The following is a 19,092-nucleotide window of genomic DNA, read 5'->3' as shown; positions in this document are numbered from 1 at the left end:
GCGTGTCCGTCCCCCCCCCCGAGGAGTCCAGCCCCTGATGACCAGCACCATGCCCACCGCGGCACGTACCGTCCCGGCCGCCGGTGGATCCGCGCCGCCCCACAGCCACCCCCCGCGACGGGACATCCAGGGGCTGCGCGCGGTGGCCGTCGCACTGGTGGTGCTCTCCCACGCCGGTGTGTCGCGGGTCGGCGGCGGCTACGTCGGGGTCGACGTCTTCTTCGTGATCTCCGGCTTCCTCATCACCTCGCTGCTGCTGCGCGAACTCGCCACCACCGGCCGGGTGTCGCTGCGTTCCTTCTACGCCCGCCGGGCGCTGCGGCTGCTCCCCGCGTCGTCGCTGGTCATCGCCGTCACGCTGGGCGGGGCATGGCTGTTCCTGTCGAAGGCGCGGCTCGCCGAGTACGCGGTCGACGCCCTCGCGGGGGCGCTGTACGTGGTCAACTTCCGGCTGGCTGCGGCCGGTACGGACTACCTCGCCCAGAACAGTCCGCCCTCACCACTCCAGCACGTGTGGTCGCTCGCCGTGGAGGAGCAGTTCTACCTGGTGTGGCCGGTGCTCCTGCTGCTCACCTGGCGGCTCGCCCGCGGGCGGCACGCACTGGTGGCGGTGCCGCTCGCCGCCCTGTGCGTGGTCTCCTTCGCGGCGGGCGTCCTCGTGACGCACACCTCGGCGCCCTGGGCGTACTTCAGCTCCCTCACCCGGGCCTGGGAACTGGGCGCCGGTGCGCTCCTGGCCCTGGCCGCCACCCGGCTGCGCCGCCTGCCCGCCGCCCTCGCCGCCCCGCTGAGCTGGCTCGGCCTGGCCTGCGTCACGCTGGCGGCGCTCTGGTACGACGACGAAACGCCCTTCCCCGGCCATCACGCGCTCCTGCCGGTCGCGGGCACCGTACTCGTCCTGGCCGGCGGCTGCGCGCCCACCGCGTACGGCGCGGGACGGCTGCTGGAGCGACGGCCGCTCGTCTGGCTCGGCGGACTCTCGTACGGCTGGTACCTGTGGCACTGGCCGCTGCTGGTCATAGCCCCGGCGGCACTCGGCCGCGCCGACGGCACCGCCGAAGTGCCGCCGGCGCTCGCGCTGTCGGCCGTGGCACTGGCCCTGGCCTGGCTCACCCTGCGCCTCGTCGAGAACCCCGTCCGCTTCCACCACGCCTTCCGCGCGCACCCGCGCCGCGCCCTGGCCCTCGGGGCCGCGCTGACCGCGAGCGCCTCGGCGCTGTCCCTCACCGCGACGGCGGTGCCGCCGACGATCGAGGTGGGCGGCCCCGCCCCCGCCCTGGCGCGGGCCCTCTCCGACACCCCCGACCCGCGGACACGCCTCGCCGAACTCCTGGCCTCGTCCCCCGGCGCCCTGCCGAGCAACCTCGCGACGCCCCTGCCGCGGGTCAAGTCCTCCCGCTCCGCGCTCTACCGGGACGGCTGCCACGTCGACCGCGCCGCCACCCGCCCGCGGTCCTGCGTCTACGGAGACCGGACCTCCTCCCGTACGGTCGTCCTCTTCGGCGACTCCCACGCCGCACAGTGGTTCCCGGCCCTGCGACGGCTCGCGGACGCACGCGGCTGGAGACTGGTGCCGCTCACGAAGGCCTCCTGCAAGGTCGCCGACGTGACCATCGTCAACCTCCACAAGCCGTACACCGCCTGCGACACCTGGCGCTCGAACGCCCTGGAGCGGATCAGGGCCCTGCGCCCGGCCCTCGTGCTCGCCTCCTCCTCGGACGCGGGCGACCCGGCACGCCCCGCCACCGACCCCCTGCAGCAGTGGACCACCGGCTTCGCGCACACCTACCGCGCCCTGCGCGGCTCGGGCGCCCGGGTCGCCGCCCTGCTCGACACCCCGTGGCCCAAGGGCGACCCGATCGACTGCGCCGCGAGGAACTCCCTGCAACTGCACGCCTGCGCCCACCACTTGCCGGAGGCGCCCCGGGACGCGACGCGCGGCAGGGCCGTCCGGGCCGCCGCCTCCGCCACGGGCGCCACGGTCATCGACCCCACCCCCTGGGTCTGCGCCCCTCGCACCGGTGTCTGCCCCGTGGTCGTCGCCGACACCGCCGTCCACCGCGACGACAGCCACCTCTCGGAGGCGTACGCCGAGGCGCTCGCCCCGCTCCTGGCGGCGCCGCTGGACCGTCTCGTGGGCGCGCCCTGACGCCGGGAGCACCCGCGAGGGGTGGCCATCATGAGGGGGCGTGCGCGATCATGACCGCGATGGACACTCGATTCGTTGGCATACCCGAAGTGACCGAGGCCCCGTCCGTGGCGGTCGTCGTCGACGTCATGCGCGCGTTCACCGTGGCCGCGTGGGCCTTCGCCCGGGGGGCGGAGAAGATCGTCCTTGCCGGGTCGCTGGACGAGGCCCTCGCTCTCAAGGCGCGCCACCCGGACCGCGTGGCCCTCAAGGACGGCGCGCCCGCGCCCGGGTTCGACCTGGTCAACTCGCCGGGCCTGCTGCGCTCCGCCGACCTCGCCGGACGGACGGTCGTGCAGAAGACCACGGCGGGGACGGTGGGTGCCCTCGCGGTGCAGGACGCGTCGCTGGTGCTGTGCGCCGGCTTCGTGGTCGCGGAGGCGACGGCCCGGCTCCTGCGGGAACGCGCCGCCGAGCACGTCACGTTCGTGGTCACCGGCGAGGACGGGCGGGCCGACGAAGACCTGGCGTGCGCCCAGTACATCGCGGGCAGGGCCGCCGGGGCCGGTACGGACGCCGCCGCCTTCCTCCGCCGCGCCGCCGCCTCGCGGGCCGCGACCGAGCTGGCGGAGGGGGTGCGTCAAGGCGTCCACCCCGACGACGTCGCCCTCTGTCTCGAGGTCGACCGGTTTCCCTTCGCCATGGTCGCGGCCCGCGAGGACGCGCTCATGGTCCTGCGCCCGTGCGCCGTGCCCCGGCCGGTGTGAGCGCCCGCGGTCCCGGTGGGGCTCAGGCGGAGCGGATCGCGGAGATGTCGAACTGCAGGCGGACCTTCTCGCTCACCATGCTGCCGCCCGCCTCCAGGCGCTGGTTGTAGACCAGGCCCCAGTCCCTGCGGTCGATGGTGGTGGTCCCGTCGAAACCGGCCCGCTCGTAGCCGAAGGGGTCCACGACCGAGCCGAGGTAGTCCAGTTGGAGTTCGACGGGCCGGGTCGTGTCGCGGATGGTGAGGTCTCCCGTCATACGGAAGCTCTCCGCGGATTCCTGGACGGTGGAGGTGCTGCGGAAGGTCATCTCCGGGTGGCGCCGCGCGTCGAAGAAGTCCTTGCCGACGAGATGGGCGTCCCGCTGCTCCACGCCGGTGTCGACGCTGGCGACGCGGATGACGAGCTCGGCCCGGGACTCGGAGGGGCGGGCCCCGTCGAAGTAGAGCCTGCTGTCGTAGTCGGTGAAGGCCCCGCGGACCGTGGTGACCATGGCGTGGCGCACGGAGAAGCCGATCCGGCTGTGCGGGCGGTCGATGGTCCACTGCCCGGTCAGCGCGCGAAGGGCCGGATCGAGCGTGGCCGCCGCTGTCGCGGACCCCGCGGCGAACCGCTCCGGTCCGGCGGCCGTCGGCTGCTCGACGGTGGCGGTCTGGCGACGGCTGAAGATACCCATGAGTCGGCCCTTTCGAATTGATCACTTCGTGTTACCACGAAGCCGATCGGCGACCCACGGCAAGATGGGTGACCTCGTCCGGGTTCCATGACCCCGCCCGCAAAACTGCACGCGTTCGACACGAGGCCACTCACTTGTGCCCGCGGTGGCCCTAGGGCCTGTCTGACAATTCCCGTCTGCCGCGCGACGCCATGCACGCTCCCCCACTGCCTGAAGGGCGTGGGAGGTACCCCCACTCGCCGCACCGACCCCAGACCCGAGTACGTCCAGTACGCGGGTCTGGGGCCGGCACTCCCCCAGCCTCCGGCCGGGGGGACCCCCAGAGCACGCACCTGACGCCGCGCGGCCGCCCTTCGGGCGACGACGGGAATTGTCAGACAGGCCCTAGTGGAGCCGCCCGAGTGCCTCCCGCAGTCGCCGGGCGTCCCGCAGCCGCTGTTCGTAGGTGGCGCCCAGGACGAGTAGCACCAGACCGGCGAGGGCCGGAGGCGCCCATCGGGGGAGCGCGCCGACGACCTGGGTGAGGTACGGGGCCAGCTCGTGCAGTGCCACCAGCGCGAGCACCCCCGAGCCGAGGACCAGGGGTGCCTGGAGCCGCTGCCGGGCGCCCACCAGCGTCACCGCCAGCGCGGCGGCGCCGAGCAGCAGGGGCCGCAGCCAGTGCTGGTCGTCCCAGGCGGCGAGCAGGCTCGGCACCAGCGTGGCGGCCAGCCCGGCACCGTACGCCGTCCACGAGGAGACCTCGGCGTCGCGGCGCCGGCGCAGGAACCCGACGGCCAGCGCGGGCCCGGTCACCGGCAGGGTGTAGGCCTCCGGCGTGCCGACGTCCCACGCCGCCAGGCGCACCCAGGCGGCCAGCAGGAACAGCGCGGCCGCCGCCCAACCGGCCGCCCGCCGCTCCGGACGCAGCGCGGAGGCGGCGGCGACGACGCCACACAGGGAGAGCACCAGAGCCAGCGTCGGCGGCTCCGGCACGGCGAGCGCGAGTGCGAGCAGTGCCGCGGCCCCACCGGCCGCCTCGACCGGCACGGTCGCGGGCGATCCACCCGCCCGCGACGCGATCAGGGCGGCGACCGCGGGTACGGCGAGCACCAGCAGCGCCGTGTGGTGCGGGGCGAATCCGGCGGACGCACCGAGGGCGCAGGCCAGCGCCGTGGCGTGACCGAGAGCGGCGGGCGCGGTGAACGGAGCGAACCCAGGGCGGAGCCCTGCCGCACCGAACAGGACCGTGAGCGTCACCAGTACACCGAGCGTTGCGGCCTCGGAGGCCAGCGACAGGAGGGCGAGGTCGACCGAGGTGACGAGCGCCAGCAGCAGGGCCGTCAGGGCCAGCGGCGAGGGCCCCTTGTCGGCGCGGTCGGCCCGCACCGCGAAGCCCAGGGCCGCCGCGACCACGGCCGCCTGCGCCACCAGCCCCGCCGTGTAGGGCAGCTGGAGTGCCACCGGGAGAACGAGGACGGCCGCCCAAGCGAGGACGAGGGCCACCACCATGACGGCCGTGCGCCGACGCGTGCGGCGGGCGGCCATGATCAGCGTCCCGGCCACCACGGCGAGGACCAGCGGTACGGTGCTCGCGTACGGAGGCGGGGGCACGTCCGTGAACACGGCGTCCCGGATGCTTCGCGGCGCGCCGGACCAGGGCGTCGCGGCCCGGGCCGCCGGACCGAGCACGCTCCCGGCGACCAGGGGGACCGCCCACAGCACCGCGAAGCCCTGGACCGCCGCCGAAGCGCGCACCAGCCCCTGACGCAGAGGCCGCGCAAGCGGCGTACGCTCCGCCGCCAGCAGGGCGATCGCGCACGCCAGGCACCCCGGCACCGTCCACTCGCCGGGTACCGAGACCCGCAGTACCCCTCCGGCCCCGGCGACCAGGCACAGACCCGCGGTCGCCGCGGCGCCCATGGCGACCTCCCGGGACGCGACGAAGCGGCCGGTCACCAGGGCGACCGTCGCCGCCACGGCCAGGAGCGCCGCCGCCCGTGCGGCCGTGCCGGGACCGGACGCGCTCCAGCAGAGCCACCCGGCCGACAGCACTCCGACGGCGCCCGTGCCCAGCGCGCCGACGACGGCGACCACACGCACCGGCACCGCAGCGGCGCGCAGCGCGACGGCGGTGCCGCCGGCCGCCGTCGCCAGCAACACGGCGGTGAGCGTGTGCGGGCCCGCGCCGACGGCGACCGCCCACAGCAGCAGGGGAAGGTGGGCGGTCGCCACGGCGAGCGGGAGGGGATGGAAGAGCCCGAGGCGCAGACCGTACGCGGCCCACAGCGCGGCCAGGACGGCGGACGCGGCGGCCGTGTAGCCGACACCGTCCGTGCCGGTGAACGCCACCTCGTGGAGCGCATAGGCGTCGAGGACGGTCAGGGCCGTTCCCAGCGCGGCCACGGCCTCGGCGGTCGACCTCAGCCCGCGCCGCAGCAACGCCACCGGCGCGCCGAGCGCCGCCACGGTCAGCGCACCGAGCACCAGCGCGCGGCCCGCGATCCCCAGGTGGCCCCAGCTGACGAGGGTGAAAGCGATCGCCGCGACCGTCAGCAGTACGCCACCGAGTACCAGCAGCACGTTCTGCACGCCCGGCGCGGTGGCCTCCGGCCGGTGAGTGACGGCACCGGTGTCCGGCCCGGTGGGCGACCCGCTCGACCGCGCCCCGGGGCCCTGGGCGGGCCGCGGAGCGGCGGCCGCCCGCAGCGTGTGGATCAGCCACGCACGGCGCCGCAGCAGGACGGCGCGGCGCGCGTCGAGATGCCGCAGCTCGGCGTCGAGGAGCCGCAGCTCCTCGGCCGGGGGCGGAAGATTCGTCATGCCTCGGAGTGTGGCCCGCGCCACGTACCGGGACATGAGCGCGGATACTCAGCTCACGTACTCATCACTTCCGTCGGCGCGTCCCTGCGCAGCGCACTTGCCGGATTCCTTCGGAGGGGCGCAGGGTGGAGGAATGAGCGGTCAGGAGGGCCCCACGCTCATCGCCTCGGTGCAGCGAGCGTTCCGGCTGATGGAAGCCGTGGGCGCCCACGAGAGCGGCGTACCGGCCAAGCAGCTGGCGCGCGAGACGGGCCTGGCCCTGGGCACCACGTATCACCTGCTGCGCACCATGGTCCACGACGGCTACGTGCGCAGACTCGAGGACGGCACCTTCGTCCTGGGGGAGAGGCTGGGCGCGCTGCACGCGGGAAGCCGGGACCAGACGGCGCTCAGCAGGGTCCGGCCGACGCTCACCGAGCTGCGGGACGACCTGTCGGCCGCGGCCTACCTGACCCTCTACGAGGAGGGCGAGATCCGGGTCGCGGAGATCGTGGACGGGCCGAAGGCCCCCCGGGTGGATCTCTGGGTCGGCTTCGAGGACGCGGGACACGCCACGGCGCTGGGCAAGAGCGTGCTGCGCGAGCTGGACGCCGAGGCCCGCGCCGAGTACCTCTCCCGCCACGCGCTGAACGATCTCACCCCGCGCACCATCACCTACCGTGCCGAGCTGCTACGGCGCCTCGACGCCTCCCCGCACCGCCCGGCCGTCACCGACATCGAGGAGTACCGCCTGGGCACCGCGTGCGTGGCGGTCCCCGTCCGCCGGGGCGACACCATCGGATCGCTCGGCATCTCGCTGGACGCCCACCGCACGGCCCGCCTCGACGACGCCGTCACGACGCTGCTCACCACCGCGGAGCGGGTGTCCCGGGGGCTCTCGCTCACCATCTGAAATCCGGGCCCTTGTGACAGCGCGGCCGTACGCGTTTCCTGGATGAGACGGACAAACCAGACAGGCTGACAGGGGAGCGAGAGCGTGAGTGAGCAGGGCGTCGCAGGGCCGCACGTACAGGTCGGGAGCCACGTGGCGAACGGCTGGACGGTCGTCCGGGCCGACGACGAGATCGACATCGCCTTCGCGCCGCTCGTCCGGGCCGAGGTGGCGCGGCGCCTCGCCGACGGCCACCGGCACTTCGTGCTGGACCTGTGCGACACCCCGTTCATCGACTCCATGGGACTCGGCATGATCGTGGCCGTGACCAAGCACATCCGCAACCACGCCGGATCTCTGCGGATCGCCTGCTCCGACCAGCGGCTCCTGCACGTCTTCGCCCTCGGCGGCCTGGGAGCGGTCTTCTCCTTCCACGACACCGTGGAGGAGGCCGTCGCGCAGCCTCCCGGCACGGAGGGACTGGCCGGCTGGCCGCGCGTGCGAGCCTGACGAGGGCGCGGTCCCGGCACCGGTGCGGGAAGCCCGACCACCGGGGCGCCCGGCCGCCCCGAGGAGTCCGCGTCCGGCCTTACGTCGGAGGTAATCGCCTCGCCGGGCGCGGGCCGACACGATGGGTGTCCTCGCCGCATCGACGGGATGCGGCCCCGGAGGAGGTCAGCCATGTCCACGGCCACATCGACGCACACCCGCACCGTGGTGGAAGAGCTGCTGCGCAGGATCGGCACGGGCGACAGCGGGCACATCGCCGAGCTGTACGCCGAACAGGGCGACTGGAGACTCGACTGGCCCGAGGCCGAGCACGGCCGTCCCGCCACGCCGTGGATCCGTCACCGGTCCAGCCGGGCGGACGCGGCGGCCCACTACCGCGAGCTCGCCGAGCACCACGTGCCCGAGCAGGCCGCCACCGAGGTGGAGCGCATCCTCGTCGACGGGAACGACGCGGTCGTACTCGGCGAGATCCGCCAGACCGCGCGCCCCACCGGACGCGCGTACCGCGCCCGCTTCGCCCTCCACCTCACCATCGAGAACGGCCTCGTCACCCGCCACCACGTCTACGAGGACAGCCTCGCCGTCGCCCGGGCGTTCGAGCGGCCCGCGCGTGAGGGCGCGCGGGCGGACGGTGCCGTCGAGACGGCCTCGCCCTCCTGAACCACCGGGGTCAGCGCACCGCCGTCACCCCCTGCGCGGGGGCCGTGGACCCTCGTCCGGGCCCGAGGGCCTCCAGGATCGCCTCGACGCTCTGCTTGGCGTCGCCGAAGAGCATGCCGCTGTTCTCCCGGAAGAACAGCGGGTTCTGCACGCCCGCGTAGCCCGAGGCCATCGAGCGCTTGAAGACGACGACCTGCTCCGCCTCCCAGACCCGCAGCACGGGCATGCCCGCGATCGGACTGGCGGGGTCGTCGGTCGCCGAGGGGTTGACGGTGTCGTTCGCTCCGATGACCAGCACGACCGAGGTGTCCGCGAAGTCGTCGTTGATCTCGTCCATCTCCAGGACGATGTCGTAGGGCACCTTCGCCTCGGCCAGCAGCACGTTCATGTGCCCGGGCAGCCGCCCGGCGACGGGATGGACGCCGAAGCGCACCTCGACCCCGCGCTCGCGCAGCCGCCGGGTCAGCTCCGCGACCGGATGCTGGGCCTGCGCCACGGCCATGCCGTAACCGGGGGTGATCACCACGGACCGCGCCCGCGCGAGCAGCTCGGCCGCCTCGTGCGCCCGTATCTCACGGTGCTCGCCCTGCTCGTCCGCGTCGCCGGGCGGGGCCTCGATGCCGAAGCCACCCGCGATCACGGAGAGGAAGGAACGGTTCATCGCATGGCACATGATGTAGCTCAGATACGCACCGGAGGAACCGACCAGCGCCCCGGTGACGATGAGCAGGTTGTTGTCGAGCAGGAATCCGGCCGCCGCCGCGGCCCACCCGGAGTAGCTGTTGAGCATCGAGACGACCACGGGCATGTCGCCACCGCCGATGGAGGCCACCAGGTGCCAGCCCAGGGCGAGCGCCAGCACCGTGACCGCCACCATCAGCGGGAGGCCCGGACTGACCGTGAACCAGACCGTCAGCACCGCGAACAGTGCCAACGCGCCCAGGTTGAGGGCGTTCTTGCCGGGCAGCGTCAGCGGACGGGACTTGATCCGCGCGGACAGCTTCAGATACGCGACCACGGAGCCGGTGAAGGTCACCGCGCCGATGAAGACGCCGATGAACACCTCCGCGTGGTGGATGCCGATCAGATCGGCGGCGATCTTGCCCCGCGAGCCGTGGGCCTCGACCTCCAGGTAGCTGTTCCAGCCGACCAGGACGGCCGCGAGGCCGACGAAGCTGTGCAGCACCGCGATCAGTTCGGGCATCTGCGTCATCTCCACGCGCCGCGCCCGCCACAGGCCCAGCGCGGCACCGATCACCATGGCGAGCAGGATCAGCGCGACCGGCCCGGCGGAGACGCTCCGCGCCGAGACCACGACGGTGGCGACCAGCGCGAGGGCCATCCCCACGATGCCGTAGACGACGCCGGCGCGTGAGGTCCGGTGCTGGGACAGACCGGCGAGGCTGAGGACGAACAGCAGGGCCGCCACCAGGTCGGCGGCGCGGGAGGCGGTCATGGACGTCATCGGGGCTCGCCTCTCGAGAACATGGACAGCATGCGGCGGGTGACGGCGAAACCGCCGAAGATGTTCACGCTCGTCAGCAGGATCGCCACGAAGGACAGCACGGTGACGAGCGTGCTCTCGTGCCCGATCTGCACGAGGGCGCCGATCACCACGATCCCCGAGATGGCGTTGGTCACCGACATCAGCGGGGTGTGCAGGGAGTGGTGGACCTTGCCGATCACGTAGTAGCCGATGACCACGGCCAGCGCGAACACCGTGAAGTTCTCCGCCAGTTGGGCCGGGGCGAAGGCGACCAGCAGGAAGGTCGCCAGCATGCCGAGGCCGATCAGGCCGAAGCGCCCCGCCGGGCCGATCCCGGACGGCTTCGCGCCCACCGGTGCGGCCGCGGCCGTCGCATCCGGCGCGGTGGAGGGCGGGGCGGCCGACACGGGCACCGGAGGAGGCGGCCAGGTGACCGTGCCCGCGCGGACCACGGTCACGGTCCGCTGCACCACGTCGTCGAAGTCGATGACGATCCGGCCGTCCTTGCCGGGGGTGAGGAGCCGCAGCAGGTTGGCCAGGTTGGTGCCGAACAGCTGTGAGGCCTGGGCGGGCAGCCGGGACGCCAGGTCCGTGTAACCGATGAGGGTCACGCCGTTGTCGGTCACCACGCTCCGGCCCGGGACGGTCCCCTCCACGTTGCCGCCCTGCGCGGCGGCCATGTCGACGACGACACTGCCCGGCCGCATCGCCGCCACGTCGGCGGCGGTCATCAGGCGCGGGGCGGGCCGCCCGGGGATCAGCGCGGTGGTGATGACGACGTCCACGTCGTGGGCCTGCTCGTGGTAGAGCCGGGCCGCGGCACGGTCGTAGTCGGCCGACGTCGCCCTGGCGTAGCCGTCGGTGCCCTCCTCCTGCGCCACGTTCACCGCGAGGTACTCGCCGCCCAACGACCGCACCTGGTCGGCGACTTCGGGACGCGGGTCGGTGGCGCGCACGATCGCGCCGAGACTGGAGGCGGCCCCGATGGCGGCGAGCCCCGCGACCCCGGCCCCCGCGACCAGCACCTTCGCCGGCGGTACCTTGCCCGCCGCGGTGACCTGCCCGGTGAAGAAGCGGCCGAAGGCGTGGGCCGCCTCGATCACCGCCCGGTATCCGGCGATGTTCGCCATGGAACTGAGCACGTCCATCGACTGCGCCCGTGAGATCCGCGGCACCGCGTCCAGGGCGAGCACCGTGACGTCTCGTGCGCAGAGCGCGTCCAGCAACTCGGGCCGCTGCGCCGGTGCGACGAGCGCCACCAGCGTCGTTCCCGCGCGCAGCCGCGCGATCTCCTCGTCGGTCGGCGCGTTGACCTTCAGTACGACGTCCGCGGCCCAGGCCTCGCCGGTACTCGCCCCCGCCTCGGCGTACGCCTCGTCACCGAATCCGGAGGCCGCGCCGGCTCCCGACTCGACGACGACCTCGTAACCGAGGCCGAGCAGCAGGCGGACCGTCGAGGGCGTCGCGGCGACGCGCGTCTCCCCGGGCAAGGACTCGGCGACGACGCCGACGCGTTGAGGTGGGTGGTGAGCGGGTTGGTGTCCAGTCATGTCCAGTCTCTCGTCGAGGCGTTGTTGCCGGGTTCCGTACCCAGAGGAGGACGGCGAGGCACCGAGAACACGGATTCCGGACCGCCTCCGGCCACGTCCCGCAGGAGGGGCCTCGGGCGCGCGTGCGGGAGAGACGGCCGACGTCGCGCGGGCGCCCCTGGTCAGGGGCCGGTCCGCCCCAGGGCCTGGGCGACCAGCCGCCGCGCGTACGCGGCGTCGAGCCCGTCGGGGCGGAACAGGATGCGGTACATCAAGGGAGCGACGACGCGGTCCATGACGGTCTCGACGTCGGGCGTGTCGTCGCCGCGTCCGGCCGCGCGGGCTAGAACGGTGCCGAGCTGCTCGGCGGCGTAGGCGGAGCACTGCCCGGCGTTGCTGCCGTCCGGGTCGCCGAGCAGGGCGTCGCGGATGTAGGCGCGGCCGGTGGGGGAGGCCATCTCGTCGAGGAACTGCTCGGCCCAGGCCGTCAGGTCGGCGTACAGGGCGCCGTGGTCCTGGGGGGCGGTGTCGGGGCGGAGGCGCTCGACCGCGACGTCCGACAGCAGTTCCTGCAGGTCTCCCCAGCGCCGGTAGATCGTCGACGGTGTCACGCCCGCACGCCGGGCGACCAGCGGTACGGTCAGGGCGTCCCGCCCCACCTCCGACGCCAGCTCGCGCACGGCTGCGTGCACCGCCGCCTGGACCCGGGCGCTGCGTCCGCCGGGACGCACCATCTGCCTGCTCATGACGGCCAGCCTAAAGCAAATTCATTGCGTCTAGGGGTTCGGTGCTCGGTCACGCGGCGCGCGCGAGCCCACGGGCGGGCCGGCTCCGCTCGTAGGCGTGACCGGCCCGCAGGAGGACGCGTTCGCCGAGCGGTCGTCCGAGCAGCTGCATGCCGATGGGAAGTCCCGCCGCGTCGTGGCCGACCGGCAGGGACAGGGACGGCACGCCGGTGATGTTGGCCGGGGACGACAGGCGTACGTAGGCGTCGGACACGCCCTCGACCGTGCCGTCGGCCCAGGTGATCGTCTCCTGACCGGCCTCGACGGCGGTCGCCGGGACGCTGGGGGCCGCGATCAGGTCCACGTCCCGGAGCATGGCCGCCCACTCCCGCCGCATGAGGGTGCGGGCGCGCTGGGCGCGCAGGTAGTCACCGGCCGGCATCAGCTCACCGGCCTCCAGCAGGATGCGGACGTCGGCCTGGTACAGCTCGGGGACGGTGCGCAGCGTGCGCTCGTGGTAGGCGGTGGCCTCGGGCACCATCAGGCCCCACTGGGTGGCCTGGATGTAGCGGGTCATGGGGATCTCGACCTCGACGAGACGTGCACCGAGTTCCTCGAGCCGGTCGATCGCGTCCCGGACGGCGCTCTCCACCTCCGGGTCGACGTGGTCGAAGTAGTAGTTGCGCGGCACGCCGACCCGCAGCCCCTTGAGGTCGGTGCCCGCGACCGGCCCGTACCGCGCGGCGGGCGCGGTCAGGGAGGCGGGGTCACGGGGATCGTGTCCGGCCAGGGTGTCCAGGACCAGGGCGGCGTCCTCGACGGTGCGGGTGATCGGGCCGACGTGGTCCAGTGACCAGGACAGGGACGTGACGCCGTGCCGGGGGACGAGACCGTACGTCGGCTTGAGGCCGACGACCCCGTTCAGCGCGGCGGGCACCCGGATGGAACCGCCGGTGTCGGTGCCCAGGGCGAAGGTGGCCGTACCCGCGGCCACGGCGACGGCGGACCCGCCGCTGGACCCTCCGGCCACCCGGCCGGTGTCCCACGCGTTGCTGGTCTGCGGGGTGGTCAGCCCGTAGGCGAACTCGTGCGTGTGGGTCTTGCCGACGAGGACGGCGCCGCCCGCCTCCAGCCGCGCGGCGACGGTGCTGCTCGCCTCAGCGCGGTGACCGGCGCGGACCCGTGAACTGGCCGAGGTCGCGATACCGGCGACGTCGATGAGGTCCTTGAGGCCCATCGGGATGCCGTGCAGCGGGCCGCGGTGGCGGCCGGCCGCGAGGTCGTCCTCGGCCGCACGCGCGGCCCGGCGGGTGTGCTCCGCGGTGACGGTGGCGTAGGCCTGGAGGTGCGGCTCCGCCCGTTCGACGCGCTCCAGCACGGAGTCCACCAGCTCGACGGGGGACAGGCGCCGGGTCCGGACGGCGTCGGCGGCCGCGCTGAGGGTCAGTTCATACGGCTGCATCGTGCGTCTCCTGTTCCGCGCGGTAGGCGGGGGCGGGCGGGGTGTCGGCGAAGTCCAGCTCGCGCAGGACGGCGACGACGGAGTGGATGTGATGGGCGGTGGCCGCGACCGCGGCGTGGCGGTCCGGGGGCAACGGGAGTCCGGCACGGGCGGCCCAGCGGGCCGCCTCCGGCGGAGTGGGTTCGGGGGAAGGCACGGGTGTTCTCTCTTCGGGTTGGGGTGGCGGGGCAGAACACGACGCTCAAAAGCTAAGTGTTTGCGTTAGGTGGACTGTAGGTCCTACGGTGGTTAAAAGCAAAAAGATTGCGTTTAGCGTTTAGTGTCGAGGGGGCGTTCCCGTGCCCACCGGCAGCACTCCGAAGGAAGCGACCGATCATGACCACCGCTCCGGCCACCGACCAGACCACAGCCCCGTACTGGACGGTGGGAGACGTCCCCGTGCACCGCATCGACGAGGTCGCCCTGCCGGCCGCCACCGGCTCCTGGCTGCTGCCCGACGCCACCCCGGACCTCGTCGCCGGACAGCACTGGCTGCGCCCCGACTTCGCCGACGACGAGGGCACCCTGCGCATCGACAGCCACAGCTTCGCGTTCACCGTCGGCGGGTCGCGCATCCTGGTGGACACCGGCATCGGCAACGGCAAGGAGCGGGCCAACCCCGCCTGGCACGACCTGCGCACCGACTTCCTCCGGCGCCTCACCGACGCCGGATTCCCCCCGGACTCCGTCGACCTGGTGATCCTCACCCACCTGCACGCCGACCACGTCGGCTGGAACACGCGGCGCGAGAACGGGAAATGGGTCCCCACCTTCCCCAACGCCCGCTACCTGACCTCCCGCACCGAGCGGGAGTTCTGGGCCGGGTACGACATGGACGAGGCGCGCAGGCAGATGTTCCGCGACTCCGTGTTCCCGGTGGAGGAGGCGGGGCTGCTCGACCTCGTCGACGTCCCCGCCCAAGGCCTGGAGGTCGTCCCGGGCCTGCGCCTGATCCCCACCCCCGGGCACACGCCCGGCCACCTCGCCGTCGAGCTGACCAGCCGCGGCCGGACGGCCCTGATCACCGGCGACTGCGTCCACCACCCCGTCCAGCTCGCCCACCCCGCCGTCGGAGCCTGCGTCGACATCGACCCCGAACGGTCCGAGGCCTCCCGCCGCGCGCTGCTCGGCTCGCTCGCCGACACGGACACCCTCGTCCTGGGCACCCACTTCGCGCCGCCCACCGCCGGCCGCGTCGTCACGCACGAGGACGCCTACCGGCTCCTGCCCGTCCCCGCCGGTCCCGCCCGGCTCCGGTGAGGGCGGGCACGTCGTAGGTTCGTGCCATGACGACCGACGATGACAGGGACTACGACGACGACAGGGGCTACGAGTACCGCACGGCCCGGCCGGAGGACATCGACGCCCTCCACGCGCTGGACGGGTCCTTCACCACCGACACCGTCTTCCGGGTGACCGTCACCGACGAAGGCTTCACCCTCCGGGAGATCCCGGTCGACCCGCCCCTGCGCAAGGTCTTCCCGCCCCGGGACACCGAGGACGCCGAGGGCCCCACGCCCGGGGGCGACGACGCCGGGCGTACGTTCGTCGCCGTCGGCGCGGACGGCCGGCCGGTGGGTTTCGCCGCCGTCTCCTACGCGTCCTGGAACCGGCGGCTGACCGTCGAGGACATCGAGGTCGCTCCGGCCCACCGGGGCCGGGGTGTCGGCCGCGGACTCATGGGCCACGCCGTCGAGTTCGCCCGCGCGTGCGGGGCGGACCACCTCTGGCTGGAGGTGACCCACGTCAACGCGCCGGCGATCCACGCCTACCGGCGTATGGGATTGCGCTTCTGCGGACTGGACACGGCGCTCTACGACGGCACACCCGCGTCGGGCGAACAGGCCCTCTACATGGCCATGGCGCTCAGGTGAGCCTGGCGGCCACGGCGTCGAGCACCCACTCCAGGCCGGTCGCGAAGGACTCCTCGGCGTCCACGTGCGTGCCGTCGTGCACGGCCTTGGCCAGCGCCGGAAAACGGCCCGTGGCCAGCATTTTCGTCATGTGAGGGCCACGGGCGCGCTGCCACTCGGCCTTGGACAGCCCCGTGTCGCGCTCGGCCCGCAGATCCGCGACCTCGCGCCTGATCGCGCCGGTGAAGTAGGCGCTGACCGTCTCCACGGCACGCATGACCGTGTCGACGTCGGCGAGGCCGTCGAGGGCGGCCAGCGTCGCCTCGCTCACGGCGAGGCCGTTCGGGCCCAGGGCGGGTCGGCCGCCGAGCAGATCGGCCAGCCACGGGTGTCGCAGAGCGGCCCGCCTGGTGCGGTGGGCGAGCGCGCCCAGCGCCTCGCGCCAGTCACCGGGCCGCTCCTCGGGCAGGATCTCGGCGTACACCGCGTCCACCATCAGGTCGAACAGCTCGTCCTTGGTGGAGATGAATCCGTACAGCCGCATCGGGCCGGCGTCCAGCCGGGCGGCCACCTTGCGTACGGACACCGCCGCCAGCCCGCCCTCGTCGGCGAGCGCGACCGCGGCGGCGACGATCCGCTCCCGGTCGAGCGGCACAGGGCGGTTCGGCGGCTCCGGCCGGTCCCAGACAGTCATGCTCCCACCGTACTGTTGCGGTACGGCGTACGGTGACAATACGGTGTATCGACATGAGACAACGTATCGCCGTGGTCGGTGGCGGCCCCGCGGGACTCGCCTTCGCCCGCGTGCTGCACCGCCACGGCCACCCCGTCACGGTCCTCGAACGCGATCCCGCCCCCGACGCCCGCCCCGCGGGCGGCACACTCGACCTGCACGAAGGGCTGGGCCAGCTGGCCATGGACAAGGCGGGGCTGCTCGCGCAGTTTTGGGCCCTGTCCCGCCCCGAGGGGCAGGCCATGCGCATCCTGGACACGGACGGGACCGTGCTGCGCGACTGGCGACCGGGTCCGGACGAGCGGGCCAATCCGGAGATCGACCGCGGGCAGCTCCGTGACCTGCTGCTCGGCCCCCTCGACGTCCGGTGGGGGCAGGGTGTGGCGAAGGTGGTGCCGGGGACCCGGGACGGCGTCCTGGTGCACTTCGAGGACGGGCGGCAGGAGACGTTCGACCTCGTGGTCGGCGCGGACGGCGCCTGGTCCCGCACCCGCCCGGCGGTCTCGCCGGTGACGCCGCACTACACCGGCGTCACCGCGATCGAGACCTCACTGGACGACATCGACACCCGCCACCCCGACCTCGCCCGCCTGGTCGGCGACGGATCCGTCGCCGTGTACGGCGTGAACCGGGCGTTCGTCGCCCAGCGCGGCAGCGGCGGCCAGGTCAAGGCGTACGCCCAGTTCCGCGCGCCGCTGGACTGGCACACCCACCTGGACCTGACGGACGCCGACGCCGTGCGGTCGGAGCTGTCGGCCCTGTTCGACGGCTGGACCGCGCCCGTCCTCGACCTCCTGCGCCACGGCGCCGTCTTCGCCCACCGCCCCCTGTACGTCCTGCCCGTGTCCCACACCTGGACCCATGTCCCCGGGGTGACGCTCCTGGGCGACGCCGCCCATCTGATGCCTCCCCTGGGGGCGGGCGCGAACCTCGCCCTGCTGGAGGGCGCCGAACTCGCCGAGGCCTTCGCCGCCGGGCCCGCGGACCCGGACGAGGCCGTCCGCGCCTTCGAGGAGCGGATGTGGGCTCGGGCCGAACGGTGGGCGAGGATCACGGCGGCCGGTCTGGAACGGCTGGTGAGCCCGGACCCCGCCGCGGCCCTCGCCGTCTTCGACCAGGTCCAGCCGTCCCGTTGAGCGGGAGGCCGCTCCGGCCCCCGCTCAATGGGAGGGGGGCCGCTCCGGCCGCCGGGGTCGCGTCAGCCGGTGGGCTCGCCGAACCAGCGGGACAGGTGCCGCTCCAGGTCCTGCCGGTCGTCGCCGATCCAGGCGACGTGGCCGTCCGGGCGCAGCAGCACGCACGGGACGTCCAGTGCCGCGGTGGGGTCCGCGAGGTGGTCGACCCGGTCCGACCAGCCGCCGGGGGTCAGGCGTCCGGTGCGGTCCAGCAGCAGGCCGCGACCGCGGTGCAGCAGACCGTAGAGGCGGCCCTGCGCCACCTCGATGTCCGGCAGGCGGCGGCCGACGAGGTCGGGGCCCTCGCCGAAGTCGTAGCGGATGCCGATCGCGGTGATCTTCTCGGTGAGACGGCGGTTCACCTCGTCGATGTCCATCAGCTCGGTGAGCAGCCTGCGCACGGCCCGCGGGCCCGGTTCGGCGGAGTGCAGCTCCGTCTGGGCGCGGGTGTTGTCCAGCACGTCGGCGGCGACCGGACGGCGTTCGCCCTGGTAGGTGTCCAGCAGGGACTCCGGCGTCCGGCCGCGGATCCGGGCGGCCAGTTTCCAGCCGAGGTTGAACGCGTCCTGGAGGCCCAGATTGAGCCCCTGTCCGCCGGTGGGCGGATGGATGTGCGCCGCGTCACCCGCCAGCAGCACCCGGCCGACCCGGTAGTGCTCGGCCAGCCGGGTGGCGTCCCCGAAGCGGGACAGCCAGCGCGGGGAGTGCACGCCGAAATCGGTGCCCGCGACGGCGCGCAGCTGCTGCCGGAAATCGTCGAGGGTGGGAGGTTCCGCGCGGTCGCCGACTCCCGCGGCGGGGACCACGACGCTGTACACACCCGCGCCGAAGGGGCGCAGCCAGAACCGCTGCTCGGTCGCGCGGACCCGGGCCACCCCGGCGGCGATCTCCTCCTGGGGCACACCCACTTCCATCTCGCCCATCAGCGTCTCGTTCCGCGAGGGCTCGCCGGGGAAGCCGACACCCAGCACCTTGCGCACCGTACTGCGCCCGCCGTCGCAGCCGACCAGGTAGCGGGCCCGCAGCCGTTCACCGTCGGCCAGCTCCACGGTGACGCCCTCGTCGTCCTGCTCGAAACCCGCGACCGGGACCCCGCGCCGGACCCGCGCGCCCAGGGCGACCGCGTGCTCCTCCAGGAGCCGTACGACGACCGGCTGCGGGATGCCCAGCAGATAGGCGTACGCGGAGTCCAGGCCCGCGGGCGCGGGCGCGGGGATGGTGGCGAAGAGCCCGCCGACCGGACGCCGTCTGCCGTGCCGCAGGAGACGGTCCAGCAGTCCGCGCATGGCCATCAGCTCGATGCTGCGCATGTGCAGCGCGACGATGCGGACGAACGACACGGGCTCGGTGTCCTTCTCCAGAACGAGTACCCGCACCTTGTGCAGCCGCAGTTCCGCGGCCAGCATCGCGCCGGTCGGCCCGCAACCGGCGATGATCACGTCGAAATCGTGCCCGGCCGTGTCGTTGGACGACGGCTCGGCGGTGAACTGCCCAGAGTCCATGGGTGTGGCCTTTCGGGAGTGCCTTGTGGTCGAGGCGCTCCCGGCGACACCGCGTCAGTCGCCGGCCATGACGGGAAGGGGGAGCACCCACGTCGATACAGCGTTCATGGGTCTCACCTCCTCGGGCGGTGTCACGGTCCAGGGGGAGTCAACCGTTGCGGGCGTCACCCCGTCCAC

17 protein-coding genes are annotated in these 19,092 nt (G+C 73.7%); 8 read left to right on the top strand and 9 right to left on the bottom strand.

Annotation, left to right across the window (positions count from 1 at the left end):
* Positions 1-37 precede the first annotated feature (37 nt).
* Together ACGH52_RS03170 and ACGH52_RS03165 are read left to right on the top strand one after the other, a co-directional pair.
* A complete protein-coding gene (locus ACGH52_RS03170; RefSeq protein ID WP_399937412.1) occupies positions 38-2,149 on the top strand; it encodes an acyltransferase family protein in 2,112 nt (703 codons plus the stop codon).
* Positions 2,150-2,208: 59 nt separating this feature from the next.
* A complete protein-coding gene (locus ACGH52_RS03165) occupies positions 2,209-2,895 on the top strand; it encodes a 2-phosphosulfolactate phosphatase (protein ID WP_076977845.1) in 687 nt (228 codons plus the stop codon).
* Between the two features lie 22 nt (positions 2,896-2,917).
* Here the strand turns inward: ACGH52_RS03165 and ACGH52_RS03160 are convergent, their stop codons facing one another.
* Positions 2,918-3,568, bottom strand: coding sequence for a YceI family protein (locus ACGH52_RS03160; RefSeq protein WP_210975724.1), 651 nt, complete (start codon positions 3,566-3,568; stop codon positions 2,918-2,920).
* A gap of 384 nt (positions 3,569-3,952) precedes the next feature.
* On the bottom strand, positions 3,953-6,370 hold the full coding sequence (locus ACGH52_RS03155) for an SCO7613 C-terminal domain-containing membrane protein (RefSeq protein WP_399937410.1): 2,418 nt from the start codon (positions 6,368-6,370) through the stop codon (positions 3,953-3,955).
* A gap of 133 nt (positions 6,371-6,503) precedes the next feature.
* Between ACGH52_RS03155 and ACGH52_RS03150 the strand changes: the two genes are divergently transcribed.
* From ACGH52_RS03150 to ACGH52_RS03140, 3 genes are all read left to right on the top strand, one after another.
* Positions 6,504-7,262 carry an IclR family transcriptional regulator gene (locus tag ACGH52_RS03150; RefSeq protein WP_059298731.1) on the top strand — a complete coding sequence of 253 codons (759 nt, stop codon included), beginning with the start codon at positions 6,504-6,506 and terminating at the stop codon, positions 7,260-7,262.
* Positions 7,263-7,346: 84 nt separating this feature from the next.
* Positions 7,347-7,751: an STAS domain-containing protein gene (locus tag ACGH52_RS03145; RefSeq protein ID WP_210976408.1), complete on the top strand. Its 405-nt coding sequence runs from the start codon at positions 7,347-7,349 to the stop codon at positions 7,749-7,751.
* A gap of 171 nt (positions 7,752-7,922) precedes the next feature.
* A complete protein-coding gene (locus ACGH52_RS03140) occupies positions 7,923-8,411 on the top strand; it encodes a nuclear transport factor 2 family protein (protein ID WP_121704572.1) in 489 nt (162 codons plus the stop codon).
* A 10-nt stretch (positions 8,412-8,421) separates the two neighbouring features.
* On the opposite strand, the gene pntB is transcribed toward ACGH52_RS03140, so the two are convergent.
* From pntB to ACGH52_RS03115, 5 genes are all read right to left on the bottom strand, one after another.
* Positions 8,422-9,876, bottom strand: coding sequence for a Re/Si-specific NAD(P)(+) transhydrogenase subunit beta (pntB, locus tag ACGH52_RS03135; RefSeq protein WP_399937404.1), 1,455 nt, complete (start codon positions 9,874-9,876; stop codon positions 8,422-8,424).
* Complete coding sequence (locus ACGH52_RS03130) at positions 9,873-11,447, bottom strand: Re/Si-specific NAD(P)(+) transhydrogenase subunit alpha (RefSeq protein ID WP_399937401.1); 1,575 nt, start codon at positions 11,445-11,447, stop codon at positions 9,873-9,875. Before ACGH52_RS03130 ends, pntB begins: the two co-directional genes overlap by 4 nt.
* Before the next feature lie 161 nt (positions 11,448-11,608).
* Positions 11,609-12,172 carry a TetR/AcrR family transcriptional regulator gene (locus ACGH52_RS03125; protein WP_079032856.1) on the bottom strand — a complete coding sequence of 188 codons (564 nt, stop codon included), beginning with the start codon at positions 12,170-12,172 and terminating at the stop codon, positions 11,609-11,611.
* A 49-nt stretch (positions 12,173-12,221) separates the two neighbouring features.
* Positions 12,222-13,613, bottom strand: a complete 1,392-nt coding sequence (locus tag ACGH52_RS03120; RefSeq protein ID WP_399937397.1) for an amidase — start codon at positions 13,611-13,613, stop codon at positions 12,222-12,224.
* A complete protein-coding gene (locus ACGH52_RS03115) occupies positions 13,600-13,809 on the bottom strand; it encodes a hypothetical protein (RefSeq protein WP_059298724.1) in 210 nt (69 codons plus the stop codon). The genes ACGH52_RS03120 and ACGH52_RS03115 overlap by 14 nt, the downstream gene beginning before the upstream one ends.
* Positions 13,810-13,988: 179 nt before the next feature.
* On the opposite strand from ACGH52_RS03115, the gene ACGH52_RS03110 reads away from it, so the two are divergent.
* Positions 13,989-14,912 (top strand): MBL fold metallo-hydrolase, encoded by a 924-nt coding sequence (locus tag ACGH52_RS03110; protein ID WP_399937394.1) that lies wholly within the window; start codon positions 13,989-13,991, stop codon positions 14,910-14,912.
* 26 nt (positions 14,913-14,938) lie between these two features.
* A complete protein-coding gene (locus ACGH52_RS03105) occupies positions 14,939-15,526 on the top strand; it encodes a GNAT family N-acetyltransferase (protein ID WP_399937391.1) in 588 nt (195 codons plus the stop codon).
* Here ACGH52_RS03105 and ACGH52_RS03100 read toward each other — a convergent pair.
* Entirely contained in the window at positions 15,519-16,199 is a 681-nt protein-coding gene (locus tag ACGH52_RS03100) for a TetR/AcrR family transcriptional regulator C-terminal domain-containing protein (RefSeq protein WP_361464513.1), read from the bottom strand. The genes ACGH52_RS03105 and ACGH52_RS03100 overlap by 8 nt on opposite strands.
* 53 nt (positions 16,200-16,252) lie before the next feature.
* Here ACGH52_RS03100 and ACGH52_RS03095 point away from each other — a divergent pair, with 53 nt between their 5' ends.
* Complete coding sequence (locus tag ACGH52_RS03095; RefSeq protein WP_399937387.1) at positions 16,253-17,374, top strand: FAD-dependent oxidoreductase; 1,122 nt, start codon at positions 16,253-16,255, stop codon at positions 17,372-17,374.
* A gap of 62 nt (positions 17,375-17,436) precedes the next feature.
* On the opposite strand, the gene rox is transcribed toward ACGH52_RS03095, so the two are convergent.
* Positions 17,437-18,915, bottom strand: a complete 1,479-nt coding sequence (gene rox, locus ACGH52_RS03090; RefSeq protein WP_399937385.1) for a rifampin monooxygenase — start codon at positions 18,913-18,915, stop codon at positions 17,437-17,439.
* Positions 18,916-19,092: the final 177 nt, after the last annotated feature.

Source organism: Streptomyces sp. BBFR25 (genome assembly GCF_044590125.1).
In the GTDB taxonomy this organism is placed as follows: domain Bacteria; phylum Actinomycetota; class Actinomycetes; order Streptomycetales; family Streptomycetaceae; genus Streptomyces; species Streptomyces canus_D.
This window is presented reverse-complemented; position numbering and strand designations above follow the sequence as displayed.